This is a genomic window from Sphingobacterium sp. CZ-UAM (assembly GCF_002000245.1).
Lineage (GTDB): Bacteria > Bacteroidota > Bacteroidia > Sphingobacteriales > Sphingobacteriaceae > Sphingobacterium.
Map to the genome: position 1 here is coordinate 108,615 of NZ_MTCM01000002.1, position 15,773 is coordinate 124,387.

Here is a 15,773-nt window from a genome sequence, read left to right on the forward strand (position 1 = left end):
AGTGCATTTGAATCGAAAATAGCAACATTATAGTTGAAATTAGCAATTTATTTTTCTTTCAAATTCCGATTGATAGGGGTAAATTTACTCGAGACTTATTAATATATAGAATTGTCCAGGTTATTATGGACAATGATTGACTCTCTCTACTCTGATTAAGGCAGACAGAGTGGTTAGAGCAAGTGTAAGCTTCCCGTAGTTTTCTTCGTGTTTTTGCAAAAAAATACTGAGCGATTACGGGAACTTGCTTTTTAAATTCTGTTATTTGATTATCGTTTGGTATTTATAATCTTTGTATAGATTATAACATACAAATTATGGGAGGTTCCCACAAGCAGTCTTTAGGTATAGACTTGCCCAATTCCATTCGGCATTATCCCCTGGGAGATCAGGCAATTGTCCTTTCTTTTGGTGACGTAATTTCCGAAGCTATTCATATACGGGTTCGTAAGGTTATAACCTGTCTTGAAAACTGGCCACAGGCCGGTGTAATAGAATATGTCCCCGCCTACACGACAATCACGATTTATTACGATCCGTTAATTGTTAGCTATCAGGAACTATTAGCTGCGCTTCAAATAACCTTACAAAATATATCGGATGATTTTAACTATAGAAGTGCGAAAAAAGAAATCCCGGTTTACTACAATGGAGATGACCTCGCTTATGTCGCTCAATACAATGGTTTGACTGAGGAGGAAGTTATCCGCATACATTGTGCCCCGGAATATCGGGTGTACATGATCGGTTTTGTCCCTGGATTTCCGTATTTGGGCGGAATGGACAACCGGATCGCGACACCACGTAAAGAAGTTCCTCGTTTGAGGATCGAAGCCGGTGCGGTGGGGATTGCTGGTCAGCAGACTGGGGTATATCCCATGTCAACCCCCGGAGGCTGGCAGATTATTGGTCATACACCACTACAATTGTTTAACCTCAACCGTGAAAATCCCTCATTACTCGATGTAGGGGATCTTGTATGCTTTGCGCCTATTGGTTATGAGGAGTTTATGCAACTAAAAACAGAAGCCAATGGGTATTAAAATCATCAAGGCGGGTTTGTTGAGCACGATACAGGACTTAGGGCGTTACGGTCTACAGCGTTACGGTATGGCAGTCAGTGGAGCTATGGATAGCTATGCTTTACTTCTGGGTAATAGTATCCTGGGAAATGCAGACAACGAAGCTGCAATAGAATGTACGCTCCTTGGCCCAACAATTTATTTCGAGCAGCCACAGCTTATCGCAGTGACAGGAGCGGACCTGTCGCCCAAGGTTGACGGTCAGCCCTTACCGATGTGGAAACCTGTCCTGATTGAGGCTGGCTCCTTGCTCTCCTTCGGGCGACCAAATTCGGGCTGTCGGGCTTATATCTGTTTCCGCGGCGGACTTGATATCCCTGAAGTACTGGGCAGTAGATCGACTTATAGCAAAGGACAAATAGGTGGCTTTCAAGGTCGGGCGCTCAAAGAACAGGATCGGATTGCTTTCAATAATCCCTATGATGGGGAACAAACGCAATTTCCTTGGCGTATTGACCCTGCGCTGTATCCCGACCTTTCTGCGGGAGTCATTCGGGTGATGGATGGCCCACAGTGGGATCAGTTTGAAAGCGACTCATTGCAAAGTTTCTTTGCGGATGTATTTACCATTAGCAAAAACTCGGACCGCATGGGATATCGCTTACAGTTAAGGCCACTGCAGCTAAGCAAACGAAAAGAATTGTTGTCAACGGCCGTCACCTTTGGTAGTATACAGGTACCTCCCGATGGCAACCCGATTATCCTAATGGCCGACCATCCGACGACAGGCGGGTATCCCGTCATTGCACAGGTGGCTACCGTAGACCTTCCGCTCTTGGCGCAAAAGGGAGCCCAGGAAAGCATCCGTTTTGAACGGATCGAACTGGATGAAGCCCAAAACTTATTGAAACAGCGATACATACAATTAATTATACTAAAAAGAGCAATCGCATTGAAATATGAATAAGCAACTGACGATAGATTTAAATTGTGATATGGGCGAGAGCTTTGGCGCTTGGACAATGGGCAATGATGAGGCGATAATGCCTCATGTTTCCGCTGTCAATATTGCCTGTGGTTTTCACGCCGGAGATCCTTCGACAATGATGAAAACCATTCAGCTAGCTCTAAAATATAATGTCAAAATAGGCGCTCATCCCGGTTTTCAGGATCTGGCAGGTTTTGGAAGACGGGAGATTCAGGCTACAGCTCGGGAAGTTTATGAACTGGTCGTCTATCAGGTTGGTGCACTTGCAGCATGTGCCCAGGTACAACAGACAAGATTGCAACATGTGAAGCCGCATGGAGCGCTCTATAATATGGCGGCGCGCAAACCTGAATTGGCCGATGCCATCGCGGCAGCGGTCTACGCGATCGATCCAAACCTCATCCTATATGGTCTTTCGGGAAGCGAACTGATCAAAGCAGGTAGGAATAAGGGGTTGAAGGTATATAGTGAGGTCTTTGCCGACCGCACTTACCAACAGGATGGCACATTGACAGCAAGGACGGATAAAAATGCACATATCCATAACGCTGAACAGGCTGCCAAACAGGTCGTACATATGATCAAAACCGGAAAAGTGATTTCCCTGCAAGGTGCGGAAGTGGACATCCAAGCCGATACCGTTTGTCTACATGGAGATAATCCCGAAGCTGTACAGTTTGCGAGGACAATCAATCAAATATTAAAAGATCACGATATACTGATCCGATGAAACAAAAAAATACATCAGCCCTGTTTGGCGCGGCCTTGTTAATGGCCACATCGGCAATTGGCCCAGGCTTCCTGACTCAAACAACATTTTTTACAAAGTCGCTGGGAGCTAGCTTTGGATTCGTTATTCTCGTATCCATCCTGATTGATATAGGTGTGCAGTTAAATATCTGGCGCGTGATCGCTGTCTCCGAAATGAGGGCGCAGGATATTGCCAATAAACTGTTGCCTGGTCTAGGCGGTTTTATCTCGCTGCTTATTATTCTCGGTGGTCTGGCGTTCAATATCGGTAATGTCGCTGGAGCGGGACTAGGGTTGGAGGCACTCTTTGGTGTGCATGTTGTGACTGGGGCCTGTATTTCAGCTTTAATCGCCATTGCTGTTTTTATAAACAGACAGATCGGTAAAGCCATGGACCGTTTTACGCAACTCATGGGAGCAATCATGATTTTAGCATTTATCTACATTACATGGATCTCTTCGCCACCAATGGGGGAGGCCGCGCTGCGGACGGTCGCCCCTGTAAAGATTGATTTTGTATCGATCATTACATTGGTAGGTGGTACGGTCGGTGGTTATATCACTTTTGCGGGTGGCCATCGTCTGATTGATGCTGGAGTAAAAGGATTTGATGCGCTGCCTACCGTGAATAGAAGTGCTGTCATGGGGATCTCTGTTGCTTCGCTGGTTAGGGTCTGTCTATTTTTGGCTGCGCTTGGTGTGCTGAGCCAAGGCTTAATGATCGACGACGCTAATCCTACAGCATCAGTTTTCCAGCTTGCCGCGGGCAATTTTGGCTATCGCCTGTTTGGCCTAGTGATGTTCGCGGCTTCGATTACCTCGATTATCGGTTCGGCTTATACCTCCGTCTCCTTTATAAAAACATTCAATACACAGATTGCTAAAAATGAAAATTGGATTATTATTGCTTTTATATTTATTTCCACGCTCATATTTGTTTTTGTAGGTAAGCCTGTCCATCTATTGATTATCGCGGGTGCTGTGAATGGTATTATATTGCCGGTCTCACTGACAGTGATGCTGATCGCGGCCTATAAGCCTGCTATTGTAGGAGTTTATAAACAACCGATACTGCTGACCCTGGCCGGTGCGACGATTGTTGTCTTAATGGCTTTTATGAGTATCAGCGTAATTCTGGATCTGTAATTTTTTTCTGTATTCGATCGAAGCTGCCAATATTTCCACCTAAATGACCGAAAATTACCCCTCAAAAAAGCTGCTACATAGCGATATTTGGTGTAATAACTGAATATAAACCAAGCTAATGATGAATGTTTTGAGGTCAATACTCTCGGGTATTGCTGTGTTCGTGGCACTATATGGCCAGGCACAAAGCATCGATTTAAAAAACTGGCCCGAGAAGGCCAATCCTGTAACCGTGGGCCGTTTGGTCACGCAGCGTTTTGTCGAAAGTCCACATAACAGCTTTAAACCACCGGCGCCCCCCCGATCTATTACTTACCCCGAAGTCTGTACCTGGTATGGTGCCCTGAAGTTTGCTGATATCAATCAGGATAAGGTCTTACTTGAGCAGCTTACCAAACGCTTTATGCCTTTTTTTGATACGGAAAAACATTTGGTGCCACGGCCCTGGCATGTGGATTTTGCCGTATTTGGAACCGTTCCCTTGGAACTCTATCAGCAGACAAAAAACAAAACCTTTCGGGAGATGGGGATGCGTTTCGCTGATGCGCAATGGACTATCCCAATTGATTCACCTCAAGCGGTGAAGGATAACTACCAAAAGTTTTTGGATAAGGGATTGACCTGGCAGACACGTTATTGGATAGACGATATGTATATGATCACAATGGTGCAGTCCAAGGCATTTCAGGTGACGGGGGAACGTAAATATATCGATAGAGCCGCCCATGAAATGCTGGTCTACCTCGATACCATCCAAAAGGAGAATGGTCTATTCTATCATGCGCCGGATGCACCTTTCTTTTGGGGAAGGGGAAATGGCTGGATGGCGGCAGGGATGAGTGAACTGTTGTCTTCCTTACCAACCGATAATCCCAATAGACCTGCAATATTAGCCGCTTACAAAAAAATGATGGCAAGTCTCAAAAAGTATCAGCGGGGAGACGGTCTATGGGGACAGCTGATTGATAAACCGGAATCCTGGGTGGAAACTTCCGGGTCAGCCATGTTTACTTATGCCTTGATTACGGGAGTGCGAAATGGTTGGCTGGATGAAAAGGAATATGCACAGATCGCTCGCAAGGCTTGGTTGGCTCTCGTTGGTTACATTAACGAACAAGGAGATATCGCCAATGTCTGTGAGGGTACCAACCGAAAAAATGATTATCAATATTATCTAGACCGAAAACAAAAAACGGGTGATATGCATGGACAGGCTCCCATACTTTGGTGTGTATATGCCCTGTTAAAAAAATAACTGCAATGGAAAGAATACTAATGATTCTTATGCTGTTGCTCTGTAGTCAGGCAAAAGCACAACCTATTCAGTGGAAGGAGCAGTATCCGGGTGTATGGAAAGGTACTTTCGGTCAACCCGAGAAATACACGCTGCTAGGTGCTGCTGCTATTAAACCGCGGGCCGCAACACTTGAACAGCTACAGTCAACTGATTTTCCATTACCAAAAATGGAGGTTCATGCGGAACTGATTGACGGGAAAACCTATGTACGGATGCCATTGACAAAAAATGAACAGATCTATGGTTTAGGCCTGAATTTCCAGACTGTTCACCAACGTGGTAAGATCCTCAACCTGCATGTTGACCATTATGGAGGTAAAGATAACGGTCGTACACATGCTCCTGTTCCTTTTTATGTTTCTTCCAGGGGCTATGGTGTGCTTGTAAATTCTGCCCAGTACCTGACTTACTATGTTGGTACCGGTGTTCGTAAAGATGCAAAGGAACCAGCGGAAGCCAAGGATCGTAATACCGATAAAAGCTGGAACTCGCGTCCTTACTCAGATGCGATGGAGATTTATATCCCGGCTGCAGGCGTGGAAATTTATGTCTTCGCAGGCATCAACCCCCTGGACGCCATCAAAAGATACAATCTTTTCTGTGGTGGTGGTACATTGCCACCGCGATGGGGGCTAGGATTTACACAACGGGTGCAGAAACTCTACACTGCTGAAGAGGTGCTCAACGAAGCCGACCAGTTTGAAAAACATGGTTTCCCACTTGATTTCATTGGCCTTGAGCCCGGATGGCAATCGCGCGCTTACCCTTGTACCTTTGAATGGGATAAAGGACGTTTTCCAGATCCTGCTTCCCTGATCAAGAAGTTGGCCACAAAAGCAATCCGTCTAAATCTCTGGACGAACCCATATATTTCACCCGAAGCGGGGATCAGTAAGGCTATCGAACCTTATACGTGCTCCCATACGGTATGGAGCGGTACGGTACCAGATTTAAATCATCCTGAGGCCAGAAAGATCCTCGCTAAACAATTCATGGATGCGCAGCTCAATATTGGCGTCAGTGGTTATAAAATGGATGAAGTCGATGGCTACGATTATTACCTTTGGCCCGATATGGCCAAATTTCCCTCGGGTATCAGTGGGATCCAGATGCGGCAAACCTATGGTGTGCTGGCGCAGAAACTGACAGATAGTTTATACCGGAGCAAGAATACGCGAACCTATGGGCTGGTGCGCGCATCGAATGCGGGAGCCAATAATTTGCCCTATGTCATCTATAACGACTATTATAGTCATCAAGATTTTATCACAGCACTGGTCAATAGTGGATTTTGCGGTGTACTATGGACGCCGGAAGTGCGGGGATCGAAAACAGGACAGGAATGGTTACGTCGTTTTCAGTCCGTTGTCTTTTCGCCAATGGCTATGATCAATGCCTGGTCCAGCGGGACAAAACCTTGGTCTTTTCCCGAAGTCGCTGATCAGGTGAAATACTATGCACAATTAAGGATGGAGCTGATGCCGTATTTATATTCCGAATTTGCAAAGTATCATTTTGAGGGCACACCGCCTTTCAGGGCAATGGTATTGGAAGAAGGGTTTCAGGGGCAGGCTAAGGCTGTCTTGGGCAATCAGGATCTGGAAACCAATCCTTACCTGGAAGCTGTCAATAGGGAAGTAAAGGATCAATATATGTGTGGCGAATATATCCTGGTCGCGCCCTTATTTGCTGGAGAGTCATCCCGAAAGGTATTGTTGCCCAAAGGCAACTGGTATGACTTCTATACCGGAAAATATGTGGGCAATGGCGAAGAGATCCTTGCTGATCCGGGCATGGACCGTATACCTGTTTACGTCAAAGATGGTGGAATTATACCCATGATGGGCAGTCGTTTACATACACCGCTCCCCAATGAGAAAGTTGATCTGACCATTCGTCACTACGGGGAGAAGGAGGGAAATTATCAGCTCTACGATGATGATGGTGTGAGCTTTGACTATGAAAAAGGAATGTATTCATGGCGCCGGGTGCTGATCAAAAAAAATGCAAAAGGGCAGCTTTTCGGAGAAATATCCGGAACGCAGGCCGGAAAACCAAACACGTACGGAAGGGTTCAATTTGAATTTATGTCAAAATTGAAAAAAACAGAATAACTGATTCCTATTGATCAAATAAATAAATATTTGAGGTCAATTGATCATTTTTTACCGCTAAAAAGAACAGAATTTACACCCTCCGACGAGCGTAAGTACGCGATATTTGGGGTAATAACGAATTATAAAAAATAACCAAAAAAGGAATACGGATAGTTTTGTCATGAGCTTCGATCTATATGGAAGCTGTGACGGAATGTGGCTATGGGAGCCAAGCATACCTTAGCATAATAAATAACCAATTAATAAATATCTAACTTATGATGAAAAGTATCACAAAAATGGGGTGCTTTGTACTCTGCCTATTTTTAATGATGGGAAGTATGGGTTTACCGATCTTTGCACAGCAAAATGTTAGGCTTTCCGGCAAGGTGAGCAATAGCAAAGGTGAGGCACTGCAGGGGGTAAGCGTCCGGGTAAAAGGAAAGAACCAAGGGACAAGCACAGATGCAGCTGGTAAGTATCAGATTGAGGCTATTCCCTCAAGTACGCTAGTTTTTAGCCAAGTGGGTATGAAGGTAGAGGAACGAACGGTCGGTGCACAGCGACAAATTGATGTACAGCTGGTCGAAAATGACAATGCATTGGATGAGATTGTTGTAACAGGTTATGGCAGCGTGGCCAAAAAACGGGACTTAACCGGGGCAATATCTTCTGTCGGCGCAAAAAAAATCCAGGAAAGACAACCCGTTAATCTATTTGATGCCTTACAGGGACAAGCAGCTGGTGTACTGATTGTTAATGATGGCGGTGGTGCTCCGGGGGCAACGGGCTCTATACAGGTACGGGGAACCTCAACTTTGAATGGCGGTAACGGGCCTTTATATCTGGTCGATGGTGTTATCAATCCGGATGGCGCAAATATTAATCCTACGGATATCGAAAACATCGAAGTATTAAAAGATGCTGCATCTGCCTCAATCTATGGATCGCGCGCAGCGAATGGTGTTATTTTGATCACAACCAAGCGTGGTGCCGAAGGGAAACCTCTGATTAATGTTAATTATAATCATCTCTTTGGCCGTCTGGCACATTATATTCCGGTGAGCAATTCGGCTGAAGTCCGCGAGTTTAGAAATATACAGGGACAAAATAGCAATATCGACTCCCTAAATCCAAGCTTTAATGCAGATAATGATCTTCAGCGATTGCTTCTCGGCAATCTTGCCCAAAAGAAGGAGATCAAGTTAAGTGTAGGAGGTGGTCAAAAAAATCTTCGTTATTACAGCAGTTTAAACTATTTGGATGATAAGTCCATTATCCTGAATAGCTACGCAAAGCGTTTGCAGTCGCGGATCAACGTGGAGTATCAAGCTTCATCGAAACTGAGATACTCAAACAATATCTCCTTTTCCTGGCAAAAAGGCAATACTATTCCAATCGCCAATACGGTGCGCGTCGTTATGGACAGGCCGGCATATTCATTAATCTATTATCCTGACGGATCATTAACGAGTTATGTTGGATCTAAACGAAATCCCATCGCCAATGCATTGTATGAACAAAACATTGACGAAACCTATTCAGGGCAATTTAATAACCAATTGGACTATCAATTAACAAATGATCTGAAGCTGACAACGTTGTTTAATGCGCGGTTGGACAACTTGCAAAATACGGGTTTTTCGCCTCGTTTTCTTTCGGCCAATAAAGATCAGAACAGTGGTTCGAATGAATTTACCAAGACATTTTCCTGGGAATTCCAGGCATTTGCCAATTATAACAAAACATTCGCACAGGACCATAATGTATATGCCCTATTGGGATTCAGTGCAGATCGTAGACGTTTCGATCGTTTCCACTCTGAATATCTGAACAGCGTCAACGAGGAGGTTCTGGTTACATTTCCAGATTACCTGACTTCATCAAAGACCTATACATCGGCGACTGCAAATGCGACAGCTTCCTTATTCAGCAGGATCGGCTACAATTATAAAAGCCGTTACCTCCTGCAGGCTTCCTATCGGAGAGATGGGTCTTCAAGGTTTGGACCTAGTAACAAATGGGGGAATTTTTTCTCGGGGTCAGCCGCTTGGCGATTCTCTGACGAAAATTTTATGAAATGGGCTAAACCGGCATTACAGGATGCTAAACTCAGATATAGTTTTGGACAGCTCGGAAATGATAAAATTGGGGATTACGAATCGTATGCCAAAGTAGCATTTGGCGGAAATTATAATGGTGTAGGGGGAGCTGCGATGACGCCGACATTAGGTAATTATTTGATCAAATGGGAAATGACTACGCAGAATAATGTGGGCTTGGATCTTACATTTCTCAATGGAAGGTTGGGCTTTACTGCGGACTACTATGTGAAAACAACCACGGATCTATTATATCCAAGGGAACTGCCAAAAGAAACCGGGTATACCAAACTTCAGGTAAATGTGGGATCAATCCGAACCCGAGGAATGGAGTTTGTTGTTAGTGCCAGACCGATTGTTAAATCAAATTTCAGCTGGGAAATCAATGGAAATATCTCCTTTGAGCGTGGCAAAGTGGTAAAACTGGCCGACGGTATTCCTTTCTTTCCGGGTAATAAATGGTATCTCGAAGAAGGTGGACGCATCGGTAATTTTTACGGATGGCGTAATCTCGGTGTATATGCTTGGGATGAATCCAATGCCTATAACGACAACTGGGATAAGCTGACACTGGTGCTCGATGACCAAGGTAAGCCATTGTACCGTGACGGTAAACCAGTGTATACATCAAATGGTCAAAATTACGAGGGTACGGTACATCATCTGTATGCTCCGGACGGCAAGCTGAAAGGCGGGGATGCTGAGTGGCTCAACAACAAACGCGATAGCTTGATCAACGATGATGACCGTATGATTCTGGGAAATCCTACCCCTGATTTCTATTTTGGTTTTATGCAGACATTTACCTACAAACGCTTTTCTTTAAATGTTTTGTTCAACGGTGCAATCGGCGGGGAAGTGTATAACGCTTTGCTACAACGCCAGAATTATCCTTCAAATACTGGAGCTGGGTCACCGGATATGGTATACAATGTATGGCGTAAACCAGGCGATGAGGCCAAGTATCCCTACTATCCTGAAAGAAATAACCGCGGAAACATGAAGACGAACCAAAACAGTCTTTATATCGAAGATGCTTCGTTTATTCGGCTTGCCAGTGCACGTCTCGCCTATACATTTAGTCCAAATTTGGCTAATAAATTGAAAATGAAAGGGCTTACTGCCTATATCTATGGAACAAATCTATTGACCTGGACGAACTATACGGGCTATGACCCTGAATTCAGTACATCGAATCCGTTGACACCGGGGGAGGACGATGGTCGTTATCCAAGAAGGAGAGAGTTTGGTTTCGGTGTAAATGTTAATTTTTAGAAGATTTCAGTTATGTACAAAATAAAAATATTAGCAGCATTACTTTTTTTAGGCACCTTGGGTGGCTGTAAAAAATTCCTTGACGAAAAACCCCTTGCAGATGGAACATTGGAGCAGCACTATAAAAATATGTATGATGTACGGGCTGCAATGGCTGGCATGTATAGTGCTTTTCAGCTTGAAATGGTCGGAAAAGAACAGTATACCGAGAAATATCTTTACTGGGGAGAATATCGATCCGATAATTTTGATCGCTTTATTAGCTATACCAAGGACTATGTCGATGAAATTGTATTGAACAGTATCACTCCTTCCAATGATTTTTCAGATTGGAGCGGCCTATATACAACGATCGGGCGGGCGAATAATAACATCAAATATATTCCGCAGGCTGCACAATTGGATAGTCGCATAACCATGGCCATGCAGAACGATTATTTAGCACAGAGTTATGCGCTTCGTGCCATGTCTTACTTTTATATTGTCCGTGTCTGGGGTGATGCACCGATCTGGTTAGAGCCATACGAAGATGTGCAGCAACCCGCTGAAAGAGCACGAGAGCCGAAAGAGAAGCTCATAAAAGACGTCATCATTCCTGATCTGGAAAAAGCCTATTCGTTGATTATAAAAGATGCCAAAAGCCCCTTGTGGACAATTGGCGAGGCTGGGATATGCGCGATCATGGCCGACGTATATATGTGGCAAGGGGATCATGAAAATGCGATAAAGTGGATCGAGAAATTATTCTTGGCAAAGTCGCCGACCAATGTCACTTATGCCGGTTTAAATGAAACCAATCTACAGGATGCAGCGACCTGGAAGACCATCTTTACAAACCCATCTTCTAGTAAAGAGACGATCTGGAGTATCCACTGGGATTATCTGAAAAATGGCTGTGCATGCATGCAAACTTCCTGGACCTCAAATAACAAACAGGTGATTGTGGACGAGGGGATCTGGGCCAGTTGGTTTCTACCGCAGACAACGAATACCCCAAGTCCGGATATTCGACCAAAACAGACGTTGGATGTTTATTTCGGTATGCCAAGCAATAAGCGTGATCGATTTATTAAGTGGTATCCGACAGAAGCAAATCCAACTAAGGCTGACCCTTGGCCAGCAACAAATCAATTGCTTCCGGTCTATCTAACCATGTACCGTCTGAGTGACATCTATCTATTATATGCCGAAGCCCTGAATGCCAGGGGCGACAGGGAAAAAGCCATTAAATATTTGAATTTTGTGCGCAAACGAGCTCAACTACCATTGTACGATGTGAATGCAGCTGAAGTGGGAAGCCCCTACGCACTGGAAACGGCAATCCTGAACGAACGGCAGTTGGAGCTTTTCGGAGAAGGGAAAAGGTGGTTCGACCTGGTAAGGACAAATCGTGTTAAGGCCGTGATGGACCCTATTCTGAAACGTAGGCAAGAGGATGCCGGAAATCTGGAAATGCCGGGATTCTTAGATCCTAAAAATCGAGCTTACTGGCCGCTGAATAGAAATGTTTTGAACTCCAATAGTTTGTTGGTTCAAAATCCGGGGTATACAGATTAATGCGGGAATTTAGAAAAGGAAATCATGAAAAGAAATTTTAACATCAAGTGGATACAAGTAGGAGTAGTGCTCCTGACTTTACTGACAACGGGCTGTTCCCTTTTTGATATGGAATTGCAGGAAAACTATGATTATAAGCATAAAACACTGGATCCCAATATTGGGATCAGTGCCCGTAAATTTTTGGAAAATCGTTCCTATGAGACCCTCGAGAACCCGTCGGATACGGTCTTTAAATGGATGCGTAAGGGGCTGGACTATGCTGGTATCGGTCTTGAGGAACTGGATAAGACGGACCGCACCTTTATCTTTTTACATAATGAGGCGATAAAGACCTGGGATGCCAAAACGAAGAAGGTAACTGCGGGCCTCTTCTTCGATGTCCCCATTGTGACCGGTGTTGATGGTACAGGTAAACCCATTACCCGCCCGGCTACAAAATGGGAAGATTATAACCGGGATGATGTCCGGAACTATTTTCTTTATCTCATTTTACAGGGAAATTACAACTTTGATAAATTGACTATTTCCAATGTAAAAGCCAAGACATTGCTACCCGAAAATACCGTGGCAAGTAAAAGCTCGCTGTTAGGGTACATGAATGAGGGCAAAGGTTTCAACCAGGAGGGGGTGATGTATCTAAAACTGGTCAATAACAATGATCTGGCGCCGATTCAGATCAACGATAAAACAACGAATAGGTCTGGCGGTTATGTGACAACGAATGGCGTAGTCCATGTTTTTGGATCTAAGGGAAATACCACGGTGTATCCATTTTAGGTGAACCTTGCAAAAAGAACCTTATAAACAAATATAAATATGATGAGAAACTTTTCAGTATTATCCGCTTTATCACTGTTATTGGTGATGGGGAGTAGTTGTGAAAAACCAGCTGCGGTAAAATTGCAACTAAATGGTATCGCCTGTGTGCAGTGCCATACCATTCAATCGGCTGCCGACCTTCAGGCCTTAAGTCTACAGCCAGGCGACACGGTGATCATGAAATCGGGACAATGGACAAATCAGGAATTGACATTTAATGCCCAAGGTACCAGCCAGCAACCTATTGTACTAATGGCTGAGCAACCCGGCACTGTGACCATGACGGGTACTTCCTCCATTAGCATTACAGGTAAATGGCTTGTTGTCAATGGTCTGGTCTTTCAGGAGGGCTATACTTCTGGAAAGAATGTGGTTGATTTTACCTCTTCTTCATCCAACTGTAGGTTAACAAACACCGCTATTGTGGATTATAATCCACCTGCTGCGACTACTGACTATAGATGGGTTTCCATTAACGGATCCAACCATCGTATTGATCATTGTTATCTCAAGGGGAAATTACATCAAGGACCTACAATGGTTGTTTGGGGAACAAGTAAAACGATGAAGCATCGGATTGATCACAATTTCTTTGGCGAACGGGCTGCGTTACCTGATAATGGTGGCGAAACAATCCGTATCGGAACAAGCGACTGGTCCATGACCAATGCATACACGACGATTGAAGATAATATCTTTCAACGCTGTAACGGCGAAACGGAAATTATCTCGAATAAAATGGGAGCCGATACCATCCGCAATAATTTCTTCCATGAGAGCCAGGGAACGCTATGCTTAAGACATGGTAATGGTTCTGCTGTTTATGGAAACTATTTTGTCGGTAACGGCAATAGTGCAGCGGGTGGTATCCGGATAATCGGAGAGGACCATATTGTCTACAATAATTACTTCCAGAATATGGCAGGAACAGGACAGAAAGCTCCCCTGGCCATCATGGACGGTGTACCTAACTCACCATTAAGCGGCTATTTTCAGGTAAAACGTGTGAAGGTAGTGGCCAATACGATGATTAAATGTAAACAGTCATTTGATATTGGTTCAGGGAAAGGGGGAAACGGTCGTACTTTGCCACCGACAGACGGACATATCGCCAATAATGTGGTGTCACAAGCTGCTACTTCAACCATGCTGACTTTTACAGATCAACCTGTTAATTTTACTTATATGGGAAATATTGTATTTGATGTGCCAACAAGCCAACAGCTTCCAGCTGGATTTATACGTCAGAACCCACAATATACACTGACAACCGACGGAATCTATGAGCCGACCAGTACTAGTCCGGTGTTGGGTGCCTTTGTGGGTAACTATCCTTTTGCGGCCGCAGCGGATGCTGGCGCTCCAAAATTGGATGCCAAACATCGGGATTTGCTGAAAGCACAAAATATAGGTCCGGGATTTATGACCGGATTGGGGAGCAGCTTGGTTATTAATCCGTAAGTGATCCTAAACATTATTTTATGCGGAGAATAAACTGTTTATTCTCCGCTTTTTTTATCGCATATAATTTTGATGTTGTCAGTCTATATTTCCGAACTCCATGATCGGGCGGGTTTCCAGTAGGAAGATGAAAGATACTAAAATTTATGAAATGAGGTTCGGCAGTTCCAAAGCAATAGCCTGGTGAGGCTATAGATAATCCGGATAGATATTAAAACGGAAACATGTTGATATCAAATTATACCTAAAGACAAATTTCAATCAGTTTTTAGACAGTAGTCAGTCTCTGTTTATTCAGTCCGTACTGAGTAATCACTGAACAATGACTGAACGAGCACTGAACAAGTACCGTTAAAAGGTATAATTTGGTCACTACCTGTTCTCCGTTTGCTACACCTAAAAATTATCGCGGAGAAAGGAAAAGTATATAATATTCATCCAATTCAACTAAGGTGATTTTGGAATGTCCCTATTTTTTTGTATATTGCTGGTTATGAGTTTTAAAGAAAAATTAGAGAACTGGCGTACATCAATTAATCGCGCTGGTAGTGGTGAGGAATTGTATATTTTGCTTTTGAACTACAAGAAGTTTATCAGTAAAAATTGGATGGACGATTTTGGCGATCCGGGCAACTGGAGAACCGAGTTAAATCAAGTCATCAGCAAAGTAAGAAAAAAAGTAGATGTTGCAGATATTCGGAATTGTGAAGATCTATCGTCTTATCAGGACGATGCCCGGCAGACTGCATATTCGCTCAATCATACCTTAAAATATCACCACTCATTGACAAAAGGGTAGGCTAGGCCTACCTTTTTCGATTCTACTCCTTGTGACAACTTTTTTATCCGCTCTTCCAACAGTATAAATCGCATAATGTATGCTTGGCTATCAGAAGAGCAGACGAAAAATTGAGATGATGTAGCTAGAAATTAGGATTGCAGTGGAATCAATACATTGTGTTCCAAACGCACTGGTACCTGCTTCACTGAGGTAAACCCATCTTCCTTAGAAATAATATTAGAAAGATCCAGTCCTCTTTTGGAGAACGTGCTGATTAAAGCGGTTCTAAAAGTTGCTTTGGCCGAGCCCCAGCCTTGGCCTAAGATTGTGTCGTTGTTGAGCTGAATCAGTTCGTCGGTGGAATAGTAGTTGAATTTTTCCAGTAAGTGTTGGTAAAGATTTGTTGTTGTAGCCATACAATTTAAAAATTTAAAGGATTAAACCATAAACTGTATCCAGATCTTGTTGGGAAAATA

General features: G+C 43.9%; 12 protein-coding genes. 11 read left to right on the plus strand and 1 reads right to left on the minus strand.

Annotated features, from left to right (window positions below; translation table 11 throughout):
- The first annotated feature begins 317 nt into the window (after nucleotides 1–317).
- The 11 genes from pxpB to BWD42_RS10775 all read left to right on the plus strand — a co-directional run bounded on the left by pxpB (nucleotide 318) and on the right by BWD42_RS10775 (nucleotide 15,315).
- A complete protein-coding gene (pxpB, locus tag BWD42_RS10725; RefSeq protein ID WP_175992025.1) occupies nucleotides 318–1,043 on the plus strand; it encodes a 5-oxoprolinase subunit PxpB in 726 nt (241 codons plus the stop codon).
- Nucleotides 1,033–1,989, plus strand: coding sequence for a biotin-dependent carboxyltransferase family protein (locus BWD42_RS10730; RefSeq protein ID WP_077436121.1), 957 nt, complete (start codon nucleotides 1,033–1,035; stop codon nucleotides 1,987–1,989). Before pxpB ends, BWD42_RS10730 begins: the two co-directional genes overlap by 11 nt.
- Nucleotides 1,982–2,740, plus strand: coding sequence for a LamB/YcsF family protein (locus BWD42_RS10735; protein WP_077436123.1), 759 nt, complete (start codon nucleotides 1,982–1,984; stop codon nucleotides 2,738–2,740). The genes BWD42_RS10730 and BWD42_RS10735 overlap by 8 nt, the downstream gene beginning before the upstream one ends.
- Nucleotides 2,737–3,906, plus strand: a complete 1,170-nt coding sequence (locus BWD42_RS10740) for an NRAMP family divalent metal transporter (RefSeq protein ID WP_077436125.1) — start codon at nucleotides 2,737–2,739, stop codon at nucleotides 3,904–3,906. Before BWD42_RS10735 ends, BWD42_RS10740 begins: the two co-directional genes overlap by 4 nt.
- A 118-nt stretch (nucleotides 3,907–4,024) precedes the next feature.
- Complete coding sequence (locus BWD42_RS10745; protein ID WP_077436127.1) at nucleotides 4,025–5,161, plus strand: glycoside hydrolase family 105 protein; 1,137 nt, start codon at nucleotides 4,025–4,027, stop codon at nucleotides 5,159–5,161.
- Between the two features lie 5 nt (nucleotides 5,162–5,166).
- Nucleotides 5,167–7,317, plus strand: coding sequence for a TIM-barrel domain-containing protein (locus tag BWD42_RS10750; protein WP_077436129.1), 2,151 nt, complete (start codon nucleotides 5,167–5,169; stop codon nucleotides 7,315–7,317).
- A gap of 260 nt (nucleotides 7,318–7,577) precedes the next feature.
- Nucleotides 7,578–10,676, plus strand: a complete 3,099-nt coding sequence (locus BWD42_RS10755; RefSeq protein WP_077436131.1) for a SusC/RagA family TonB-linked outer membrane protein — start codon at nucleotides 7,578–7,580, stop codon at nucleotides 10,674–10,676.
- A 12-nt stretch (nucleotides 10,677–10,688) separates the two neighbouring features.
- Nucleotides 10,689–12,233 (plus strand): RagB/SusD family nutrient uptake outer membrane protein, encoded by a 1,545-nt coding sequence (locus BWD42_RS10760; RefSeq protein WP_077436133.1) that lies wholly within the window; start codon nucleotides 10,689–10,691, stop codon nucleotides 12,231–12,233.
- A 24-nt stretch (nucleotides 12,234–12,257) separates the two neighbouring features.
- On the plus strand, nucleotides 12,258–13,013 hold the full coding sequence (locus BWD42_RS10765) for a hypothetical protein (protein ID WP_077436135.1): 756 nt from the start codon (nucleotides 12,258–12,260) through the stop codon (nucleotides 13,011–13,013).
- A 39-nt stretch (nucleotides 13,014–13,052) separates the two neighbouring features.
- Entirely contained in the window at nucleotides 13,053–14,516 is a 1,464-nt protein-coding gene (locus BWD42_RS10770; protein ID WP_077436137.1) for a polysaccharide lyase 6 family protein, read from the plus strand.
- Between the two features lie 493 nt (nucleotides 14,517–15,009).
- The gene (locus BWD42_RS10775; protein WP_077436139.1) at nucleotides 15,010–15,315 is read left to right on the plus strand and encodes a hypothetical protein; all 306 of its coding nucleotides are present in this window, start codon (nucleotides 15,010–15,012) and stop codon (nucleotides 15,313–15,315) included.
- A gap of 131 nt (nucleotides 15,316–15,446) precedes the next feature.
- Here the strand turns inward: BWD42_RS10775 and BWD42_RS10780 are convergent, their stop codons facing one another.
- Complete coding sequence (locus tag BWD42_RS10780) at nucleotides 15,447–15,713, minus strand: hypothetical protein (RefSeq protein WP_077436141.1); 267 nt, start codon at nucleotides 15,711–15,713, stop codon at nucleotides 15,447–15,449.
- Between the last annotated feature and the right edge of the window lie 60 nt (nucleotides 15,714–15,773).

Coding starts and splice junctions, on each gene's coding strand:
- BWD42_RS10740 (WP_077436125.1), top strand. CDS start 2,737: ATGAAACAAAAAAATACATCAGCCCTGTTTGGCGCGGCCTTGTTAATG.
- BWD42_RS10780 (WP_077436141.1), bottom strand. CDS start 15,713: ATGGCTACAACAACAAATCTTTACCAACACTTACTGGAAAAATTCAAC.
- BWD42_RS10765 (WP_077436135.1), top strand. CDS start 12,258: ATGAAAAGAAATTTTAACATCAAGTGGATACAAGTAGGAGTAGTGCTC.
- BWD42_RS10755 (WP_077436131.1), top strand. CDS start 7,578: ATGATGAAAAGTATCACAAAAATGGGGTGCTTTGTACTCTGCCTATTT.
- BWD42_RS10745 (WP_077436127.1), top strand. CDS start 4,025: ATGATGAATGTTTTGAGGTCAATACTCTCGGGTATTGCTGTGTTCGTG.
- BWD42_RS10735 (WP_077436123.1), top strand. CDS start 1,982: ATGAATAAGCAACTGACGATAGATTTAAATTGTGATATGGGCGAGAGC.
- BWD42_RS10750 (WP_077436129.1), top strand. CDS start 5,167: ATGGAAAGAATACTAATGATTCTTATGCTGTTGCTCTGTAGTCAGGCA.
- pxpB (WP_175992025.1), top strand. CDS start 318: ATGGGAGGTTCCCACAAGCAGTCTTTAGGTATAGACTTGCCCAATTCC.
- BWD42_RS10760 (WP_077436133.1), top strand. CDS start 10,689: ATGTACAAAATAAAAATATTAGCAGCATTACTTTTTTTAGGCACCTTG.
- BWD42_RS10730 (WP_077436121.1), top strand. CDS start 1,033: ATGGGTATTAAAATCATCAAGGCGGGTTTGTTGAGCACGATACAGGAC.
- BWD42_RS10775 (WP_077436139.1), top strand. CDS start 15,010: ATGAGTTTTAAAGAAAAATTAGAGAACTGGCGTACATCAATTAATCGC.
- BWD42_RS10770 (WP_077436137.1), top strand. CDS start 13,053: ATGATGAGAAACTTTTCAGTATTATCCGCTTTATCACTGTTATTGGTG.